General features: G+C 71.9%; 13 protein-coding genes and 1 pseudogene. 11 read left to right on the top strand and 3 right to left on the bottom strand.

Features of this window, described 5'->3' with window-relative positions; translation table 11 throughout:
• Positions 1 to 95: 95 nt before the first annotated feature.
• The 3 genes and pseudogenes from ACGFNI_RS23905 to ACGFNI_RS23895 form a co-directional block, all read left to right on the top strand.
• A complete protein-coding gene (locus ACGFNI_RS23905; protein ID WP_393686657.1) occupies positions 96 to 281 on the top strand; it encodes a DUF4244 domain-containing protein in 186 nt (61 codons plus the stop codon).
• Between the two features lie 487 nt (positions 282 to 768).
• On the top strand, positions 769 to 1,089 hold the full coding sequence (locus ACGFNI_RS23900) for a TadE family type IV pilus minor pilin (protein WP_393686656.1): 321 nt from the start codon (positions 769 to 771) through the stop codon (positions 1,087 to 1,089).
• Positions 1,090 to 1,096: 7 nt separating this feature from the next.
• A pseudogene (locus tag ACGFNI_RS23895) lies at positions 1,097 to 1,408 on the top strand (Rv3654c family TadE-like protein); the annotation flags it as partial.
• Positions 1,409 to 1,551: 143 nt separating this feature from the next.
• On the opposite strand, the gene ACGFNI_RS23890 reads toward ACGFNI_RS23895, so the two are convergent.
• Positions 1,552 to 4,038 (bottom strand): DEAD/DEAH box helicase, encoded by a 2,487-nt coding sequence (locus ACGFNI_RS23890; protein WP_393686655.1) that lies wholly within the window; start codon positions 4,036 to 4,038, stop codon positions 1,552 to 1,554.
• An 81-nt stretch (positions 4,039 to 4,119) separates the two neighbouring features.
• Between ACGFNI_RS23890 and bldG the strand changes: the two genes are divergently transcribed.
• From bldG to ACGFNI_RS23860, 6 genes are all read left to right on the top strand, one after another.
• Positions 4,120 to 4,461 carry an anti-sigma factor antagonist BldG gene (gene bldG, locus ACGFNI_RS23885; protein ID WP_004571875.1) on the top strand — a complete coding sequence of 114 codons (342 nt, stop codon included), beginning with the start codon at positions 4,120 to 4,122 and terminating at the stop codon, positions 4,459 to 4,461.
• Positions 4,462 to 4,569: 108 nt separating this feature from the next.
• Positions 4,570 to 5,001, top strand: coding sequence for an ATP-binding protein (locus ACGFNI_RS23880; protein WP_393686654.1), 432 nt, complete (start codon positions 4,570 to 4,572; stop codon positions 4,999 to 5,001).
• Positions 5,002 to 5,698: 697 nt separating this feature from the next.
• Complete coding sequence (locus ACGFNI_RS23875; protein ID WP_393686653.1) at positions 5,699 to 8,095, top strand: sodium-translocating pyrophosphatase; 2,397 nt, start codon at positions 5,699 to 5,701, stop codon at positions 8,093 to 8,095.
• A gap of 204 nt (positions 8,096 to 8,299) precedes the next feature.
• Complete coding sequence (locus ACGFNI_RS23870) at positions 8,300 to 8,884, top strand: small secreted protein (protein ID WP_393686652.1); 585 nt, start codon at positions 8,300 to 8,302, stop codon at positions 8,882 to 8,884.
• 217 nt (positions 8,885 to 9,101) lie between these two features.
• A complete protein-coding gene (locus ACGFNI_RS23865) occupies positions 9,102 to 10,640 on the top strand; it encodes a methyltransferase (protein WP_393686651.1) in 1,539 nt (512 codons plus the stop codon).
• A gap of 175 nt (positions 10,641 to 10,815) precedes the next feature.
• Entirely contained in the window at positions 10,816 to 11,220 is a 405-nt protein-coding gene (locus ACGFNI_RS23860; RefSeq protein WP_393686650.1) for a hypothetical protein, read from the top strand.
• A 29-nt stretch (positions 11,221 to 11,249) separates the two neighbouring features.
• Here the strand turns inward: ACGFNI_RS23860 and ACGFNI_RS23855 are convergent, their stop codons facing one another.
• Together ACGFNI_RS23855 and ACGFNI_RS23850 are read right to left on the bottom strand one after the other, a co-directional pair.
• The gene (locus tag ACGFNI_RS23855) at positions 11,250 to 11,693 is read right to left on the bottom strand and encodes a DUF2752 domain-containing protein (RefSeq protein ID WP_393686717.1); all 444 of its coding nucleotides are present in this window, start codon (positions 11,691 to 11,693) and stop codon (positions 11,250 to 11,252) included.
• A gap of 14 nt (positions 11,694 to 11,707) precedes the next feature.
• Positions 11,708 to 12,418 carry a hypothetical protein gene (locus ACGFNI_RS23850; RefSeq protein WP_393686649.1) on the bottom strand — a complete coding sequence of 237 codons (711 nt, stop codon included), beginning with the start codon at positions 12,416 to 12,418 and terminating at the stop codon, positions 11,708 to 11,710.
• A 398-nt stretch (positions 12,419 to 12,816) separates the two neighbouring features.
• Here ACGFNI_RS23850 and topA point away from each other — a divergent pair, with 398 nt between their 5' ends.
• Together topA and tmk are read left to right on the top strand one after the other, a co-directional pair.
• Positions 12,817 to 15,663, top strand: coding sequence for a type I DNA topoisomerase (gene topA / locus ACGFNI_RS23845; protein ID WP_393686648.1), 2,847 nt, complete (start codon positions 12,817 to 12,819; stop codon positions 15,661 to 15,663).
• 139 nt (positions 15,664 to 15,802) lie between these two features.
• Positions 15,803 to 19,213: a dTMP kinase gene (tmk, locus tag ACGFNI_RS23840; protein ID WP_393686647.1), complete on the top strand. Its 3,411-nt coding sequence runs from the start codon at positions 15,803 to 15,805 to the stop codon at positions 19,211 to 19,213.
• Positions 19,214 to 19,265: the final 52 nt, after the last annotated feature.

The following is a 19,265-nucleotide window of genomic DNA, read 5'->3' as shown; positions in this document are numbered from 1 at the left end:
CGTCCTCGGCCCGCGATCGGCCCGTGATCGGCACGGACGGGCAACTCAACTGTTCAAGAAGCGAATTCAAGAAGTGGATTCAAAGGGGGATGGCGATGTTTCGACGATGGCGTGTGGCGGCGCGTGGTGCGCGGGACCGGGGGATGGCCACGGCGGAGTACGCGGTGGGCACGCTCGCCGCGTGCGCGTTCGCCGCGGTGCTCTACAAGGTCGTGACCAGCGCGACGGTCCAGGCAGCGCTCCGGTCGGTGATCGAGAGGGCGGTCGATGTGCAGTTCTGACGGGTGTCCGGGCACCGGACGGCGCGCGGGGGAAAGGCGACGGGTTCGCGCCTGCGCGAGGACGAAGAGGGCCAGGGGAACGACGGGGAGCGGGTCATGCAGGAACTTACGAAACGTCGAGCGGCGCCGGGACTTCGGCGCCTTGGGGGCTCGTGGGCCTCGTGGTACCGGAGTTGGTGCCGGTGTCGATACCGGGGCGGAGAACGGCGGGTGCGCCCGTGCTGGTGCGCGTGGCCGTGCTGGTGGCCGTGTGGGTGCATGTCGAGGCAGGCGTACGGATACGGGGCCCGGAAGCCGTTGCGGAACTGGGGTGGCGGCCGGCTCGGGAGGTGGTGCGGCGCGTGAGGCAGAGGGGAGGCGCGATCCCGCTCCGTGTCCCCGGGCGCACCGCGACTCTCTCCGGTCCGGTGAGCGGGGTGATCCCGGCGATACCTGCGGCCACGGCCGTGGACGGTCATGGCGCTGTTCCGGACGTGACGCGGGGTTCGTGACGGCAGAGGCCGCCTTGGTGATGCCGGTGCTGATGGTGATCGCGATGGCGCTGATCTGGGGGCTGATGGCGGCCTGTGCCCGTATCGAGTGCGTGGACGCGGCGCGGGCCGGTGCACGGGCCGCCGCGCGATCCGAGCCGCGGGCGGCAGCGCTGCGGGCGGCCCGCGGGGCGGCGCCACCGGGTGCGCGGGTGGCGCTGGCGCGCGAAGGAGACCTGGTGCGCGTACGCGTCGAGTCGGAGCTTCCGGGAATCGGCCAACTGACGCTGCGGGTCGGCGGAGAGGCGGTGGCACTTGCCGAAGAGACGGTGCGGTGAGGAAGCCGTGAGACGGAGGGGGCGGAGCGGTGGCGACGGCTCGGTCGGGGTGCGGCAGCGCGGTGGCGACGCAGGCTCGGCGACGGTCTGGACGGTCTTCGCCGCTGCGGCCCTGTGCTTGGTCTTCGCCGCCTTGATCGCCGTGGGGCAGATCGTCGTGGCACGCCACCGGGCGGGTGGGGCGGCGGACCTGGCGGCGCTGGCCGCGGCCGACCGAGCCGACCGGGGCCCGCAGGCGGCCTGCGCGGTCGCGCGACGGGTCGCCGCCGCCCAGCACACCCGCTTGGTGCGCTGTTCGCTGCACGCCGCGGTCGCCGACGTATCGGCCGAGGCGGGCGGCCGGCCGTTCACCGCCCGGGTGCGGTCCCGGGCCGGGCCGCCGGTCACCGCCCCGGCCGGCGGGGAGGTGCGGGCCACGAGGCGGGCCGGCCGGCCGAGGGAAGGCGAGGCCGGCCGCGCCGCTCAGGTGTTCTCGGGTGCCCCGCGGAGGAGTTCGGTGAGCAGCCGGATGGCGCCGCGCTTGTGGAGCGGATCGTTGCCGTTGCCGCACTTCGGGGACTGGATGCAGGACGGACAGCCGGCCTCGCACTCACAGGACGCGATGGCGTGGCGGGTGGCGGCGAGCCATTCCGCGGCGGTGTGGAAGGCACGTTCGGCGAAGCCCGCACCGCCGGGATGGCCGTCGTACACGAAGACCGTGGGGAGCAGCGTGTCCGGATGCAGGGGAATGGACACGCCGCCGATGTCCCAGCGGTCGCAGGTGGCGAAGAGCGGCAGCAGGCCGATCGAGGCGTGCTCGGCGGCGTGCAGGGCACCGCCGAGCTGTTCGGGGTTGACGCGTGCGGCGTCGAGCTGGTCCTCGGTGACCGTCCACCACACCGCACGGGTGCGCAACGTGCGGGGCGGGAGGTCCAGTTTGGTCTCCCCCAGGACCTCGCCGGAGATCAGTTTGCGGCGGAGGAAGGACACGACCTGGTTGGTCACTTCGACCGAACCGAAGCACAACCGCCCGTCTCCCCAGGGCACTTCGGTCTCGGTTTCGAGGATGGAGATCGCGGTGGTGTCGCGGGCCGTCGTGGAATAGGGCGGGTTGGCCTCGGAGACCAGGGCGACGTCGTCCGCCAGATCGAAGCGCTCGACGATGTACGTACGCCCCTGATGGAGGTGGACCGCGCCCTCGTGGACGGTGGTGTGCGCGGCGGCGGCGTCCACCGTGCCCAACAGGCGCCCGGTGCCCGTCTCGACGATCTGTACCGGCGAGCCGCCCTGGCCCCGGATGTCGGTGAGGTCGCAGGCGCGCTCGCGGCGGGTCCAGTGCCACGCGGTGGCGCGCCGGCGCAACAGGTTCGCCGCCTCCAGCTGGGGCAGCAGCCCCGCGGCCGTCGGCCCGAAGAGCGCGAAGTCCGCTTCGGTGAGCGGGAGTTCGGAGGCGGCGGCGCACAGGTGCGGGGCGAGGACGTACGGGTTGTCGGGATCCAGGACGGTCGACTCGACGGGCTGGTCGAAGAGGGCTTCGGGGTGGTGGACGAGATACGTGTCCAGAGGGTCGTCGCGGGCCACGAGGATCGCGAGCGCGCCCTGACCCGAGCGGCCCGCCCGGCCGGCCTGCTGCCAGAGCGAGGCGCGGGTGCCCGGATAGCCGGCGATGACGACGGCGTCGAGGCCGGAGACGTCCACGCCCAGCTCCAGCGCGGTGGTGGCGGCGAGCCCGAGCAGGTCGCCGCTGTGCAGCGCGCGTTCCAGGGCACGCCGTTCCTCGGGCAGGTAGCCGCCCCGGTAGGCGGCGACCCGGGACGGCAGCGAACGGTCCACCTCCGCGAGCCGTTCCTGGGCGATCAGCGCGATCAGTTCGGCGCCGCGCCGGGAACGGACGAAGGCGACGGTCCGTACGCCCTGGACCGCGAGGTCGGTCAGGAGGTCGGCGGTCTCCGCGGTGGCGGTGCGGCGGACCGGAGCGCCCTGTTCGCCGTGCAGGTCCGTCAGCGGCGGCTCCCACAGGGCGAAGACGACCTCGCCGCGCGGTGAGGAATCCTCCGTGATCTCCACCACGGGCAGGCCGGTCAGCCGGCCCGCCGCCTCGGCCGGTTCCGCGGCGGTGGCGGAGGCGAGCAGGAAGACCGGCTCCGAGCCGTAGCGGGCGCAGACGCGGCGCAGCCGGCGGATGACCTGGGCCACGTGGGAGCCGAAGACCCCGCGGTAGGAGTGGCATTCATCGATCACGACGTAGCGCAGCGCGCGCAGGAAGGAGGCCCAGCGGGGGTGGGAAGGGAGGATGCCGCGGTGCAGCATGTCCGGGTTGGTCAGGACGTAGTTGGCGTACTGGCGCACCCACTCGCGTTCCTCGACCGGGGTGTCGCCGTCGTAGACCGCGGGCCTGATCGCCGTTCCGAGGGGGGCCGCCAGCTCGCGTACGGCCCGGCGCTGGTCGGCCGCCAGCGCCTTCGTGGGCGCCAGATACAGCGCCGTGGCCCCCCGCCCGCCGGTTCGCAGCGCGCCGCGGTTCCGGGGGAGTTGCCCCGTCGGCGTCGGCTCGGAGCCGTCCAGGAGGGTGGACAGGACCGGAGCCAGGTAGGCGAGGGACTTGCCGGATGCGGTCCCGGTGGCGACGACGACCGAATCGCCGCGCAGCGCGTGTTCGGACGTCTTGGCCTGGTGGGACCACGGGCGCTCGATTCCGGCGGCGCGGATCGCGGCGATCACTTCCGGCCTGATCTGTTCCGGCCAGTCGGCATGGCTGCCGATGCGCGGGGGCAGGTGCTCCGTATGAGTGATGCGTGCAGCGCGGGTCGCGCCCCTGGCGAGACGGTCGAGAATGATGCCAGGGGAGGGGTTCGCGCCCGCATCCGTCGGGAGTCGATTGGAGGCCATCGGCACCGAGTCTGTCACCGGTGTGACGGACAATGCTGAAAGGGCGTCGTGCACGCCTGCTGGTAAGTGATTGAATGCCATCGCGGCTGCCGATCCGTCCCCTACCTTCGGTGGGGAGGCCCCAGGGGGGCGACCGCTCGATAGCAAGGTGCTGGAGGATCCGTGGACCTGTCCCTGTCGACCCGGACCGTTGGCGACCGTACGGTCGTCGAGGTCGGTGGCGAGATTGATGTATACACCGCGCCCAAGCTGCGGGAACAGCTGGTCGAGCTTGTGAACGACGGCAGCTACCACCTCGTGGTGGACATGGAGCGTGTCGACTTCCTGGACTCCACCGGGCTCGGCGTGCTGGTGGGTGGGCTCAAGCGTGTGCGCGCCCACGAAGGCTCGCTGCGTCTGGTGTGCAACCAGGAGCGCATTCTCAAGATCTTCCGTATCACCGGACTGACCAAGGTGTTCCCGATTCACACCTCGGTCGACGAAGCCGTCGCAGCAACTGACTGACGGCTTCGCGGTGCCCCGCGCTCCGGCGCGGGGGAGGGAGTTGTGGGGGGATCCGGACGTAGCGGTCCGGCCCCCTGCGTTGCACGTCCGCATACCGAGGGGGATGGCATGGCCACCGTCGAACTTCGCTTCAGCGCCCTTCCCGAACATGTTCGGACCGCGCGCCTGGTAGCGGCTGCCGTGGCGAGGCGTGCCGGGGTGGACGAGGCCGTGCTCGACGAGGTGCGGCTCGCCGTCGGTGAGGCGTGCAGCCGGGCCGTCGGCCTGCACGTGAGTCATGGCATCGAGGCGCCGGTACACGTCGCGCTGATCGAGGACGAGAAGAAGTTCGCGATCGAGGTGGGCGACGAGGTGCCCGGCGGCCCCGGAAGCCCGGTGGTCGGCTCCGACGGCGTGCCCGAGAGCGACGGCGAGGGCGAGGACGAGATGGGCCTCGCGGTGATCAGCGGGCTCGTCGACGATGTCGAGGTCAGTTCGGGCGAGAGCGGCGGTCTGATCCGCATGAGCTGGCCCACGGCGGCGGCTCCCGCCGCGCCGTAGCGACCCTGGCGGCCGGGCCCACACCCGGTGCGCCCACCGGGCCCGGCGCGCCGAATGCAGCCGTCCGCGGTCCGTTCTGCAGGCGATCCCGGATGTGCGGTGATCGCCGAGTGTCCCCCCAACCCGTGATGTCCGGGCGATGCGGGCCGGTGGCCCGGCTGCGACAGCCACGTTCGCACCAATCGTGATCAAGCCATTCGGGTAAGCCCGCGCGCGGTGATCCGGGGCGGGGTGTCGGCACCGTGGCCCGCCGGTCTTCCCGTGTGGGGCGTCGCCGCCTTCGGCGTCTGCGCGACCCGCCGGGGCGTCCTCCTGGGTTCCGATCAGGACTCGATCTGACGGGTCGTCACCATCCGGACGGTGCCTCCTGGGTGCCCGTTCGGCGGTCGCGCGGGGAGTCCTGGTGTATCCGTCGCCGCGTCGTCGGCGGCCGTCGCGGTGTGCCGTGCGGGGTGTGTGAGCAGCGGCGTTCAGTAGGACACTGAGATCATCGGTCAGAGGTCAGCGAATTATCCGCATTCCTTCGTCCGAGCTAATTCATCGAACCGTCGGCCTTTTGATCTTCCTGGCCATGGGCGAATTCCGTTTCAGGCGCACTGTTTTGATGCCGTGCGGCTCCCTACAATCCGTCCACATCTTGCTCAGGTCGCCTGAGCGTGCTTCCGCGCGCCCATGTGCCAAACGTCAAGGAGGACGAATGGCGGGGCCTTACACCCCTCAGTTGCTGGACACCCCCTCTTTTCTCGCCGGACCGTCACTGACGACAGGTAACCGCAGCATCGTGCTGGTGATCGCCGTCGTCGCGCTGGCGGCACTGGCTGTCGCGGCGGTCCTGGTGCGTCAGGTGCTCGCGGCCGGCGAGGGAACCGACAGTATGAAGAAGATCGCAAGTGCGGTGCAGGAAGGCGCAAATGCCTACCTTGCACGGCAGTTGCGCACCCTGGGCGTATTCGCCGTCGTGGTGTTCTTCCTGCTCATGCTGCTGCCTGCGGACAATTGGACGCAGCGCGCGGGCCGCAGCGGATTTTTCTTGATCGGCGCCGGATTCTCCGCGGCCACCGGCTATATCGGCATGTGGCTCGCCGTACGCAGCAATGTGCGGGTGGCGGCGGCTGCCCGGGAAGCGACTCCGGACGAAGGCGATACCAGGGAAAGGGATCTGACGGCCGTTTCGCACAAGGCCATGAAGATCGCTTTCCGCACCGGCGGTGTCGTCGGCATGTTCACCGTGGGGCTCGGCCTGCTCGGCGCGTCCTGCGTGGTGCTCGTGTACGCGGTCGACGCGCCCAAGGTGCTGGAGGGCTTCGGCCTGGGTGCCGCGCTGATCGCGATGTTCATGAGGGTCGGCGGCGGCATCTTCACCAAGGCCGCCGACGTGGGTGCCGACCTCGTCGGCAAGGTCGAGCAGGGCATCCCCGAGGACGACCCGCGCAACGCGGCGACCATCGCGGACAACGTGGGCGACAACGTCGGCGACTGCGCCGGCATGGCGGCCGACCTGTTCGAGTCGTACGCCGTGACGCTGGTCGCCGCGCTCATCCTCGGCACGGCGGCCTTCGGCAACGCCGGGCTCGCGTTCCCGCTGCTGGTTCCGGCCATCGGCGTGCTCACCGCGATGATCGGGATCTTCGTCGTGGCGCCCCGCCGCTCCGACCGCAGCGGGATGACGGCCATCAACCGCGGCTTCTTCATCTCCGCCGGAATCTCGCTGGTCCTGGTGGCCGTCGCGGTGTTCACCTACCTGCCGTCCACCTACCGGGGCCTGGCGGGTGTCACCGACACCGAGATCCTCGCCCGGGACGGCGATCCGCGGATCCTCGCGCTGGTGGCGGTCGCCATCGGCATCGTGCTCGCCGCGCTGATCCAGCAGCTCACCGGCTACTTCACGGAGACCAGCAGGCGGCCGGTGCAGGACATCGGCAAGACCTCGCTGACGGGCCCCGCCACCGTCGTCCTCTCCGGGATCTCCCTCGGCCTGGAGTCGGCGGTCTACTCGGCGGTGCTGATCGGACTGGCCGTCTACGGGGCGTTCCTGCTGGGCGGCGCGTCCATCATGCTGGCGCTGTTCGCGGTGGCGCTGGCCGGTACCGGGCTGCTCACCACGGTCGGCGTGATCGTGGCGATGGACACATTCGGCCCGGTCTCCGACAACGCGCAGGGCATCGCGGAGATGTCGGGCGACGTCACCGGCGACGGCGCGCAGGTGCTCACCGACCTGGACGCGGTCGGCAACACCACCAAGGCCATCACCAAGGGCATCGCCATCGCCACGGCGGTGCTGGCGGCGGCGGCGCTCTTCGGCTCGTACCGGGACGCGATCGCCAACGCGGTGCGGGACGTCGGCAAGGCCGCGAAGGGGATGGGGCTGAGCTTGGACATCTCGCAGCCCAACAACCTGGTGGGGCTGATCCTGGGTGCCGCGGTGGTCTTCCTGTTCTCGGGTCTCGCCATCAACGCGGTGTCCCGGTCGGCGGGTTCGGTGGTCTTCGAGGTGCGCAGGCAGTTCCGTGAGCACCCCGGGATCATGGATTACACCGAGCAGCCCGAGTACGGGCGGGTCGTCGACATCTGCACCAAGGACGCGCTGCGCGAACTGGCCACCCCGGGGCTGCTTGCGGTGCTCACCCCGATCGCCGTCGGCTTCGCGCTCGGCGTCGGCGCGCTCGGCTCGTTCCTGGCGGGCGCGATCGGCGCGGGCACGCTGATGGCGGTGTTCCTGTCGAACTCCGGTGGCGCCTGGGACAACGCCAAGAAGCTCGTCGAGGACGGGAACCACGGCGGCAAGGGCAGCGAGGCGCATGCCGCGACGGTCATCGGCGACACCGTGGGCGACCCGTTCAAGGACACCGCGGGCCCCGCGATCAACCCGCTGCTGAAGGTCATGAACCTGGTGGCACTGCTGATCGCCCCGGCCGTGGTGAAGTTCAGCTACGGCGCCGACAAGAACACCGGGGTGCGGATCGGCGTCGCGGTGCTCGCCCTCGTGGTCATCGTGGGCGCGGTTTACGTCTCCAAGAGGCGCGGAATCGCCGTGGGTGACGAAAGCAACTCCGAGAAAGCGGCCAAGCCCGCCGAGACGGTTGCGGCTTCCTAGCGGAAGGGCCGCCTGACGGCTCAACAGACGGGTGGCCGGTGCATCGGGGATGCGCCGGCCACCCGTCGTCGTGCGGAGCCGGGTGGCCCTCCAGCCCTTGGTGCAAATGGCTGCAATGCGGGACATGGGGGACGGCCGACTCGCGGAGCAGGCCCTTTGGCCGTGTATGTTCCGGGGCCGAGAGCCATGGAAGGGGCCGATCCGGTGAACAAGAAGCTTGTGGCCGCACTGTCCGGCGGTGCGGCACTGATGCTCGCGCTGACCGGGTGCAGCGACGACAGCAGCAAGAAGCTCGACGACTGGGCCAAGAAGTTCTGCGACCCCGCGCAGGCACAGTTCAAGAAGATCCAGGACGCCAACGCTGCGATGCAGACGGCGGACGACGGCAGCACGGACTCCAAGAAGGTCCAGCAGACCGACTCCGCGGCCTTCCAGAAGATCTCCGACGCCTACGCGGCGCTGGCCAAGTCGCTCAACAGTGCGGGTGCCCCGCCGAGCGACGGAGGTGAAGCGGCCCAGAAGAACGCCGTCAAGGAACTCAACGAGCTCTCCAAGGGGTACGCGAGCCTGAAGAAGGACGTGGACGCGCTCGACACCAGCGACAAACTGAAGTTCGCCGACGGCCTGCGGGATCTCTCCAACGGCATCAACAAGCTCAACCAGCAGAGCGAGGCGGCCTTCAAGAAGCTGGAGTCCGGCGACGTGGGCAAGGCCATGGCGGGCCAGAAGGGCTGCCAGAACCAGAACGCGTCCGCCTCCCCGTCCGCGGCGCCGTCCAAGAAGGCGTAGGACGGGCCCGGAGGCTCCGTGACGCCGCCGCGTCAGGAGAGCGTCCGGTACTCAGCCGCCGCGTGGGCCACGGCATCGGCCCGGCGCGGCGGGCGGCACAGGAGGGCGCGGCAGGAACGCGCCTTCCGGGGACCGGTGTACGGCCCGGCGACGCGCCCGAGAGGGGTGCGGCGCCGGGCCGTCGTCGATTGTCAGTGGTTGGGCTGACAATGGAGCGGTGAGTACGCACCTCCCCACCGCAGATGCCCAGGATCCCGAGAGCAGCGCCCGCACCGACCGGCTGCGTGCGGCGCTGCTCGCCGCGGCCTTCACCGCCGACGGCCTGCTGGAGCTGCTCGGCGCGCCCGCCTACGCCGCGCTGGCCCGCAGCGAGACCGTGCCCGCGCTGCGCGCCACCCGGGGCGACGGGCCGCTGGAGACCTTGGTGCGGCTGTTCCTGTTGCAGCGTCCGGTGCCGCAGGCGCGTGCACGGGCAGTGCTGCCGGTGAGCGACTGCCTCGCCGACGGCTGGCTGGTCCAGGACGGCGACGAGGTGCGCGCGAGCGTCGACGTCCGCCCGTACAGCGGCCCCGAGGGGCAGGACTGGTGGATCGTCTCCGACCTGGGCTGCGCGGTCGGCGGCGCGGGTGGCATCCAGGGCGGCGGCGGTGTGGACCGCTCGCAACTGGTGCTCGGCGTCGGCGGCGCGTCCACGACGCTCGCCGGGATCACCACCCGCACCCCGGTCGGCAAGGCACTCGACCTCGGCACCGGCTCCGGCATCCAGGCGCTGCACGCCGCCCAGCACGCGACCCAGGTCACGGCCACCGACCTCAACCCCAGGGCGCTGCGGATCGCCGCGCTGACGCTGGCGCTCTCCGGGGCGCAGCCCGCGGAGCTGCGCGAGGGGTCGATGTTCGAGCCGGTCGGCGAGGCGACGTACGACCTGATCGTGTCCAACCCGCCGTTCGTGATCTCCCCCGGTGCCCGGCTCACCTACCGGGACGGCGGGATGGGCGGCGACGACCTCTGCCGCACCCTGGTCCAGCAGGCCGCGGCGCATCTGAACGACGGGGGCCACTGCCAGCTGCTGGCCAATTGGCAGCACGTGGAGGGCGAGGAGTGGCAGGACCGGCTGCGCTCGTGGGTGCCGCCCGGCTGCGACGCCTGGATCGTGCAGCGTGAGGTGCAGGACGTCACGCAGTACGCCGAGCTGTGGCTGCGGGACGGCGGCGACCACCGCGCGGGCCCGGAGGCGTACGCCGCGCGCTACGACGCCTGGCTGGACGAGTTCGCCGCGCGCAGGACCCGGGCCGTCGGCTTCGGCTGGATCACGCTGCGCAAGTCCGGTGCCGACGACCCGTCCGTCACGGTCGAGGAGTGGCCGCACCCGGTGGAGCAGCCGCTCGGCGAGACTGTCGTACGGCACTTCGAGCGGCAGGACTATCTGCGCAGGACGGACGACGCGGCGCTGCTGGCCGGGCATTTCCGGCTCGCGGGCGAGGTGGTGCAGGAGCAGGTCGGGCTGCCGGGCGCGGAGGACCCGGAGCACGTGGTGCTGCGTCAGAACCGCGGGATGCGCCGGGCCACGAAGGTGGACACGGTCGGCGCCGGGTTCGCCGGGGTGTGCGACGGCTCGTTGCCCGCCGGGCGGATTCTGGACGCCATCGCCCAACTCGTCGGCGAGGACCCGGTTCTGCTGCGTGACCGTACGCCGGACGCGATCCGGACGCTGGTCGAGCAGGGCTTCCTGGAGCCGGTGGCCGCGGGAGCCTGACGCCTGGCCAACGGGCAAGGGCGGGCGGGGTGTTCACATCCGGCCAGATCTCGGGGAGCGGGCGGTTCGGGACGACGAAAGGGAACCCGGTCGGCAAAAGCACCGTTTTCCTCGGTGAAGGCCGGTCACCCGCGCCTGTCCGTTCCGTCCGTCAAGCCCGCCAGTGAGGAAAGCCATGAACCGAGCATTCCGAATGACTGCCGTCGGCGTGATCGCCGTTTCGCTCATCGCCGGTGGTTCGGCCGCCGCGTTCGCCGCGCCCGCTCAGCTGCACTCGCCCACCCCCGTGGTGGCGACCGCTCCGGCGACGGCGTCGCTCACCGCCAAGGCCGGCGCGTCCTCGGTCCACGCCTGGGAGGAGTTCCGCATAACCGGTACGGCGCACGGCATCAAGGCAGGCACCAAGGTCACCGTCCAGCAGAAGCAGGGCACCAAGTGGGTCTCGCTGCCCGCCCAGACCCCGGTCAACTCCACCGGCAGCTACTCGGTGCGGGTCAAGCTCGGCATCAAGGGCGTGAACCAGCTCAGGACCGCGGTGGACAGCACCGTCTCGCCGGTGGTCTCGGTCACCGTGCGCTGAACGGACGCCGGCCCGCCGCCGTGCCGTGCTCAGCCGACGAGATTGCGGCCGACCGTCCACACCAGGGCGACGCCCAGCACCACGGCGCCGCTCCGCGGTGTGAGCCGTAGCCGGTAGCGCCGGCCGCGCAGCCCGGCGAGCAGCGAGCGCCCGATGGCGTACGCGGCGGTGGGCACTCCGAGGGTGAGCAGCACGGCGTTGTCGTGGAACGCCGCCACGACATCGCCGTGCAGCAGGTCGTACGCGAGGCGGGTGCCGCCGCACAGCGGGCAGAGCAGGCCGGTCAGCCACCGGAACGGGCAGCCGGGCAGCAGGTGTCCCGGCTCGTGCGGATTGGTGTGCCAGAGGTACCCGGCGCCCGCCGCGCCGGCGCCGAGCGCGAGGCAGGCCAGGCGGACGGTGCGCTTCCGGATCGCGCGGGCGTCAGGCGGCGCGGGCTCGTGGCCGTACCCGGCGGCAGCGGGTCCTGGCATCGGGTCGGTGGCGGTCACACGCTCAGCGAACGGGCGTGATTGACCTGGTTGAGCACGAACATGACCTGCTCGCGGGACTGCACCGGAACCATCGTGGAGTGGTGCCGTCCGCCGCTGTTCACCGTGACCTGCACGAAGCCGGTGGTGACGCGCTCCTTCATCAGGAGGAAGAGGAGGCCGAGCAGGCAGAAGAGGAAGAAGACGATGGCCAGCACCACCGCGTGCGCGGGGATCTTCTCCTCGGTGCGGGACATGTCGGTGGCCGTCCATATGGCGCCCTTGAGGGGCATCGGGCCCGACGGAGTCATGATCATGTCGCCGGTTATCGCGATGTCGCCGATCGACATCGTCATGCCGCCGCCCATCTGAGGCTGCGGGACCGGGAAGGCGCCGCCGGGCTGCGGCGGCGTGCCCATCGGGAAGGCGGGCGCGGCCGGGGGCACGGGCGGCTGCGGCGGGGTCTGCTGCTGGGGCGCATGCTGGGGCGCGCCGCCCGGGTAGCCGTATCCGGGCTGCGGTGGCTGCGGCGGAGCCTGCGGATATCCGTATCCGGGCTGCGGCGGGGCCTGCGGGTAGCCGTAGCCGGGTTCTCCGGGTCGGCCGCCCTGCGGGGAGCCGTATCCGCCGGTGCCACCGGACGCGTCGGCGGGGCCGCCGGGCTGCGGGGTGGCGTACGGGTTCCGACCGGGCTCGTCCTGCGGCGGTCCGGGATACTGGTTCGCCATGAGTGATCTGACCCCCGAGTGTGCGTGAGACGGCAGTGACCGGCCCGAGCGGCGAGCCGTGCCGGGCCCATCCTGCCAGCGCCCGCCGCCGGGTATCACGGCGAGCGGGCTTCCGCAGCCCGCTTGTGACATGGGGAGGGGAGCGCGGCGCCGGGATGCGGGCGGGGAAGGGGAGCGCCCGGTGATCGTCGCAGCCCCGGCGCGGGCGCCGAGTGCGGTCCGGGCGGCATGAAGGCATGTAGTCGGGTTACCGTTCGAGTGGCGTTGCGGGGTTTTTCCGTTTGACACGGGGGCGGGAGGTACCGTCACACTCCGCAGCGTCAAGCGACACCGCAGTGTCCGCCTCCAGCGCTTTCGCCTGGGGGTATCCCCAGGCGTCGACCGGAGAGAAGAGCAAGTTGTCCCCGACCAGCGAGACCGCAGAGGGCGGCGGCCGCCGACTCGTCATCGTCGAGTCGCCTGCCAAGGCGAAGACGATCAAGGGCTATCTCGGCCCCGGCTATGTGGTCGAGGCCAGTGTCGGGCACATCCGCGACCTTCCCAACGGCGCGGCAGAGGTCCCGGCGAAGTACAAGGGCGAGCCGTGGGCCCGTCTCGGTGTGAACGTCGACGCTGATTTCCAGCCCATCTACGTCGTGAACAGCGACAAGAAGGACCAGGTCAAGAAGCTCAAGGAGCTGCTGGCCGAGTCCGACGAACTCTTCCTCGCCACCGATGAGGACCGCGAGGGCGAGGCCATCGCCTGGCATCTCCAGGAGATCCTCAAGCCCAAGGTCCCGGTCCACCGGATGGTCTTCCACGAGATCACCAAGGACGCCATCCGGGACGCCGTGGCCCATCCGCGCGAGCTGAACAAGAAGCTCGTCGACGCACAGGAGACCCGCCGGATCCTCGACCGCCTCTACGGCTACGAGGTCTCGCCGGTCCTGTGGAAGAAGGTCATGCCCCGGCTGTCGGCCGGCCGCGTGCAGTCCGTCGCCACCCGGCTCGTCGTCGAGCGGGAGCGCGAGCGGATCGCCTTCCGCTCCGCCGAATACTGGGACCTGACCGGCACGTTCGGCACCGGCCGGGCCGGCGACACCTCGGATCCGTCCACCCTCACCGCCCGTCTGACCACCGTCGACGGCCGCCGGGTCGCCCAGGGCCGTGACTTCGGCTCGGACGGCCGGCTCAAGGGCGACGCCGTGCTGCACCTCGACGAGGCGAACGCGCGGGCGCTGGCGGCGGGCCTGGAGAACACCGACTTCGCGGTCCGCTCGGTCGAGTCCAAGCCGTACCGCCGCTCCCCGTACGCGCCGTTCCGTACGACCACCCTCCAGCAGGAGGCCAGCCGCAAGCTCGGCTTCGGTGCCAAGTCGACGATGCAGGTGGCGCAGAAGCTGTACGAGAACGGCTTCATCACCTACATGCGTACGGACTCCACCACGCTGTCGGACACCGCGATCTCCGCGGCCCGCACGCAGGTGACGCAGCTGTACGGCGCCAACTACCTGCCGGAGAAGCCGCGCAGCTACGCGGGCAAGGTCAAGAACGCGCAGGAGGCGCACGAAGCGATCCGTCCGTCGGGCGACCGCTTCCGCACTCCGGCCGAGACGGGCCTGACCGGCGACCAGTTCAAGCTCTACGAGCTGATCTGGAAGCGGACCGTCGCTTCTCAGATGAAGGACGCGACGGGCAACTCCGTCACGGTCAAGATCGGTGGCCGGGCCGCCGACGGCCGGGACGCCGAGTTCAGCGCGTCCGGCAAGACCATCACCTTCCACGGCTTCATGAAGGCGTACGTCGAGGGCGCCGACGACCCGAACGCCGAGCTGGACGACCGCGAGCGGCGGCTGCCGCAGGTCGCCGAGGGCGACGCGCTGTCGGCCCGCGAGATCACCGCGGACGGGCACGCCACCAAGCCGCCGGCCCGCTACACCGAGGCCACGCTGGTCAAGGAGCTGGAAGAGCGCGAGATCGGCCGCCCTTCGACGTACGCGTCGATCATCGGCACGATCCTCGACCGCGGCTATGTCTTCAAGAAGGGCACCGCGCTCGTCCCGTCGTTCCTCTCCTTCGCGGTGGTCAACCTCCTGGAGAAGCACTTCGGTCGGCTCGTCGACTACGACTTCACCGCCAGGATGGAGGGCGACCTCGACCGCATCGCGCGGGGCGAGGCGCAGTCCGTGCCGTGGCTGCGGCGCTTCTACTTCGGTGAGGGCGCCGACGACAGCACGGTCGGTGCCGCGTCGGACGCGGGCAACGGCGACGGTGACCACCTCGGCGGGCTGAAAGAGCTGGTCACGGACCTGGGCGCGATCGACGCCCGGGAGATCTCGTCCTTCCCCGTCGGCGACGACATCAAGCTGCGGGTCGGTCGCTACGGCCCGTACGTCGAGCGCGGGGAGAAGGACGCCGAGGGCCACCAGCGCGCCGATGTCCCCGACGACCTGGCGCCCGACGAGCTGACCGTGGAGCTGGCCGAGGAACTGCTGGCCAAGCCCAGCGGCGACTTCGAGCTGGGCAAGGACCCGGTCAGCGGCAACGAGATCGTCGCCAAGGACGGCCGCTACGGTCCGTACGTCACCGAGATCCTGCCCGAGGGCACGCCGAAGACCGGCAAGAACGCGGTCAAGCCGCGGACGGCCTCGCTCTTCAAGTCGATGTCCCTGGACACGGTGACCCTCCAGGACGCGCTCAAGCTGATGTCGCTGCCGCGGGTCGTCGGCACGGACGCCGAGGGCGTGGAGGTCACCGCGCAGAACGGCCGCTACGGCCCGTACCTCAAGAAGGGCACCGACTCGCGCTCCCTGGAGAGCGAGGAGCAGCTCTTCTCGATCACCATCGACGAGGCGCTGGCGATCTACGCCCAGCCCAAGCAGCGTGGCCGGGCCGCCGCCAAGCCGCCGCTGAAGGAGCTGGGCACCGACCCGGTCAGCGAGAAGCCGGTGGTGGTCAAGGACGGCAGGTTCGGCGCGTACGTCACGGACGGCGAGACCAACGCGACGCTGCGCCGGGACGACGACGTCGAAACGATCACGCCGGAGCGCGGCTACGAGCTGCTGGCGGAGAAGCGGGCCAAGGGGCCGGCGAAGAAGACCGCCAAGAAGGCGGTCAAGAAGGCGCCGGCCAAGAAGACGGCGGCGAAGAAGACGACCGCCAAGAAGACCGCGGCGAAGAAGACCACCGCCGCCAAGAAGACGACGGCCAAGAAGGCGCCGGCGAAGAAGACCGCGGCGGCGAAGACGGCGTCGAGCGAGGACTGAGCCGCGGGCGGCGGGCGGCCGATGCCGTGCCGCCGTGCGGTGGGGGACAAGGGCGGGCAAGGCGGACGGAGCTCCGCCGGGCCCGCCCCTTTGTTCGGGCGGGGCCCGCTCCGGCGCGCCCTGCCGATAGGCTGGCGGGATGACGCGTGCCGAGCAGCCAACGGTCGTGACCCCCACTTCAGGCGCCCTTGCCGCGGATTCCCGCGAGCGCGCCGTGCGAGCCCTGCTCCGCTTCCCCCCGCTGAAGCGGTTGTGGAGCGCCCAGTTCGTCGGGGGCATCGGCGATGCCCTGTCCATGTTCGTCCTGGTACTGCTCGCCCTTCAGGCGGCGCTGTACGTACCCCTGGGAGGGGAGGCCGCCTTCGGCGGTGGCTATCGGGGCGCCGCCCTGGCGGTCACCGTCGTCTTCGTCGCCAGGATGCTGGCGACCCTGCTCTTCGGGGCGGTCCTGCTGGGGCCGCTGTCCTCGCTGACCGCGCCTTCCGGGCCGCTCGACCGGCGCTGGACGATGATCGGCGCGGACATCGTCCGGGTCGCGCTGCTGGTCGTCGCACCCCTGTGGATCGACTGGACCCGGGGTGACGCGCTCGCCTGGCTGCTGATCACGGTCTTCGTGGTCGGCGTCGCCGAGCGCTTCTGGACCGTCGCACGGGAGGGCGCGGCGCCCGGTCTGCTGCCCGCGCCGCCGCCGGAGGGCGCCGCCGTCAGGCCGCTCCCCGACAACATGGAAGCGCTGCGCCGGCTCTCGCTGCGGACGGGATTCGTCGCGCTGCCGATCGCAGCCGCCGCCCTGGTGGTCGTCACGCTCATCGGGAAGCTGCTGGGCACCGGCATCGAGTGGTTCCATGTGCACCAGGCGGCCCTGGGCTCCTATGTGGCGGCCGGCCTGTTCGCCGCTTCCGTATCGATCCTCTACTTCATCGAACTGCCCGGTGGGCAGACGCCGCGTCCGCGCTCCCCTCTGGAGGGACTGCGCCGCCCCAAGTCCGGAAGCAGTGTCGACAAGGGGCGCACCGGCGCGATCCCGCTGCTGGTGCTCGCCTGCGCCGCGGTGGCCGCCGCGATCGCCGCGGCCGTTTCGCTGGCCGCACTGCACGGCTACGACCTGGTGGGCGGCCCGGTCATGTTCGCGCTCCTGGTACTGGTGCTGACGGGCGGCCCGGTGGCCGGTATCCGCGGCGCCCGCAGGGTGCTGCCCGCGCTGTCGAGGCGGCGGCTGCTGGCCCTGGCGGTGGCCGTGACCGGCCTCGCGCTGCTGGCCATGGGTCTTGTGCCGGACCCGACCACGGTGCTGCTGCTGGCCCTGGTCGCCGGCGTCAGCGCCGGGATCGCCGCCAACACCGGCCACGTCCTGCTGGAGCAGGAGGCCGAGGAGTCCCGCGCCGCCCGGACGACCGCGCACCTGCACGCCGTCGTGCGGACCGCCGTGGCGCTGGCCGTCATCGTCGCGCCGCTGCTGGCCGCGGTGATCGGCCCGCACCGCCTCGGTGACGGTGCCTTCGTCTTCGACCACGGCGGCGCCGCGTTCACCCTGATGCTGGTCGGCGCGCTGCTGCTGCCGGTCGCCGCCTGGGTGCTCGGCAAGGTCGACGACCGGCACGGCGTTCCGCTGCGCCGCGACCTGCGCGAGGCGCTGCGCGGCGGCGACCCGGACCAGGCGCCGGCCGACACCGGGTTCTTCATCGCCCTGGAGGGCGGCGACGGGGCCGGCAAGTCCACCCAGGTCGAGGCGCTCGCCGAGTGGATCCGCGGCAAGGGACACGAGGTCGTGGTGACCCGCGAGCCGGGCGCGACCGCCATCGGCAAGCGGCTGCGTTCGATCATCCTGGACGTCTCGACGTCCGGGCTCTCGGACCGCGCCGAGGCGCTGATGTTCGCCGCGGACCGCGCCGAGCACGTCGACAGCGTCATCCGGCCGGCCCTGGAGCGCGGCGCGATCGTCATCACCGACCGGTACATCGACTCCTCGGTCGCCTACCAGGGCGCCGGGCGCCACCTCGCGCCCACCGAGATCGCCCGGATCTCCCGCTGGGCGACCGACGGGCTCGTGCCGCACCTGACCGTGCTGCTCGACGTCTCGCCCGAGACCGCGCGCGAACGCTTCACCGAGGCGCCCGACCGGATGGAGTCCGAGCCCGCCGAGTTCCACGAGCGGGTGCGGGCCGGCTTCCTGACGCTGGCCGCCGCCGACCCGGCGCGCTATCTGGTCGTCGACGCGGGCCAGGACCCGGAGGCCGTCACCACGGTCGTACGGCACCGCCTCGACCAGGTGCTGCCGCTGTCGGACGCCGAGGTCAAGGCCCAGGAGGAGGCCCGTAAGGCCGCCGAGGAAGAGGCCAGGCGCAAGGCGGAGGAAGAGGCCGCGCGCAAGGCCGAGGAGGAGCGCCTGGAGCGTGAGCGCCAGGAACAGCTCGCCAAGCTGCGCGCCGAGGAAGAGGAGCGCAAGCGCCAGGAGCTGGAGGCGGCCAAGGCGCGCGAGGCCGCCCGTCAGGCCGAGGAGGCGCGGCAGCGCGCGGAGGAGGCCCGTCAGGCGGCGGAGGCGGAGCGCAAGCGCCGCGAGGCCGAGGAGCGGGCGCGCGCCGAGGAGCAGGAGCGGCTGCGCAAGCGTGCCGAGGAGGAGGCGCGGCTGCGCGCGGAGGCGGAGGAGCGCCGCCTGGAGAAGCAGCGGAAGGCCGAGGAGGCCCTGCTCCGTGCCGAACAGGCCCGGGTCGCGGCGGCCGAGGAGGCTGCCGCCGCGGAGGCGAAGGCGGCTGCGGAGGCTGCCGCGAAGGCCGATGCGCCGACCACGGAGACGCCGGTCGCCGATCTGCACAAGCGGACGGCCGATGACGGCGGCGACAGGGCGAACGGCGACGGGGGGAACGGCGGCGGAGGCTCGGGCGCCGCGGGTTCCGGGGGCGCTCCGGGTGCCCCGGGCAGCGGCTCGGGTGGCGCCGGATCGTCCGGAGGGCGCGGGTCCGGTTCCTCGTCCGGTTCGGGCTCGGGATCGTCGTCGGCCTCCGGTGCCGCTTCGGACAGCGAGCGGACGGCTTCGCTGCCGCGGCCGGGGACGGACGTCTCAGGGGCGGCCGACGAGACCACGACGCTGCCGCGTGCGGCCTTCAGCTCGGATGCCGAGGAGACCAGCGTGCTGCCGCGTGCGGCCATCGGTTCGGATGCCGAGGAGACCAGCGTGCTGCCCTCGGTGCCGGCCGGTGGCGCGCGGGACGCGCGTGGCTCCCGGGACGGTGACCCGGCGGACCGGGTGCCGTCGTGGATGTTCGCGGACGAGCCGGCCGCGTCCGGTGACGCCCGTGGCGCGGCGGGCCGACGGCCGTCCGCGCCCGCCGAGTCCGGCGCCGAGCGCACCCGCGAACTCCCGCAGATCGACCCGGAGACGGGCCGCCCGGTGGAAGCGCCCCAGCAGCGCCCCCGCCGCCGCCCGGAGTGGGCGGAGGAGACGCCGCTGGACGATCTGCCGACGCTGGCCGACGAACTCCTCGGGCCGCGCCCCGAAGAGAACCAGGGCCACGGGACGCGCGACAACGGGCGCCGGGGGCAGCGGGGCTGACGGCCGGCTCGTTCGCCGTCCGCCCCTTCGCTCCGTCCGCTCGGGAAATCGG

It is taken from the genome of Streptomyces sp. NPDC048644, assembly GCF_043199105.1.
Taxonomy (GTDB): domain Bacteria; phylum Actinomycetota; class Actinomycetes; order Streptomycetales; family Streptomycetaceae; genus Streptomyces.
Note: the sequence above shows the minus strand (reverse complement) of the source record. Positions and strands in the feature narration are given on the sequence as shown.

What these genes read in the sequence shown, in the direction of transcription:
- ACGFNI_RS23905 (WP_393686657.1), top strand. Translation starts at nt 96, where the DNA reads ATGTTTCGACGATGGCGTGTGGCGGCGCGTGGTGCGCGGGACCGGGGG.
- ACGFNI_RS23890 (WP_393686655.1), bottom strand. Translation starts at nt 4,038, where the DNA reads ATGGCATTCAATCACTTACCAGCAGGCGTGCACGACGCCCTTTCAGCA.
- ACGFNI_RS23880 (WP_393686654.1), top strand. Translation starts at nt 4,570, where the DNA reads ATGGCCACCGTCGAACTTCGCTTCAGCGCCCTTCCCGAACATGTTCGG.
- ACGFNI_RS23875 (WP_393686653.1), top strand. Translation starts at nt 5,699, where the DNA reads ATGGCGGGGCCTTACACCCCTCAGTTGCTGGACACCCCCTCTTTTCTC.
- ACGFNI_RS23860 (WP_393686650.1), top strand. Translation starts at nt 10,816, where the DNA reads ATGAACCGAGCATTCCGAATGACTGCCGTCGGCGTGATCGCCGTTTCG.
- ACGFNI_RS23855 (WP_393686717.1), bottom strand. Translation starts at nt 11,693, where the DNA reads ATGCCAGGACCCGCTGCCGCCGGGTACGGCCACGAGCCCGCGCCGCCT.
- ACGFNI_RS23850 (WP_393686649.1), bottom strand. Translation starts at nt 12,418, where the DNA reads ATGGCGAACCAGTATCCCGGACCGCCGCAGGACGAGCCCGGTCGGAAC.
- tmk (WP_393686647.1), top strand. Translation starts at nt 15,803, where the DNA reads ATGACGCGTGCCGAGCAGCCAACGGTCGTGACCCCCACTTCAGGCGCC.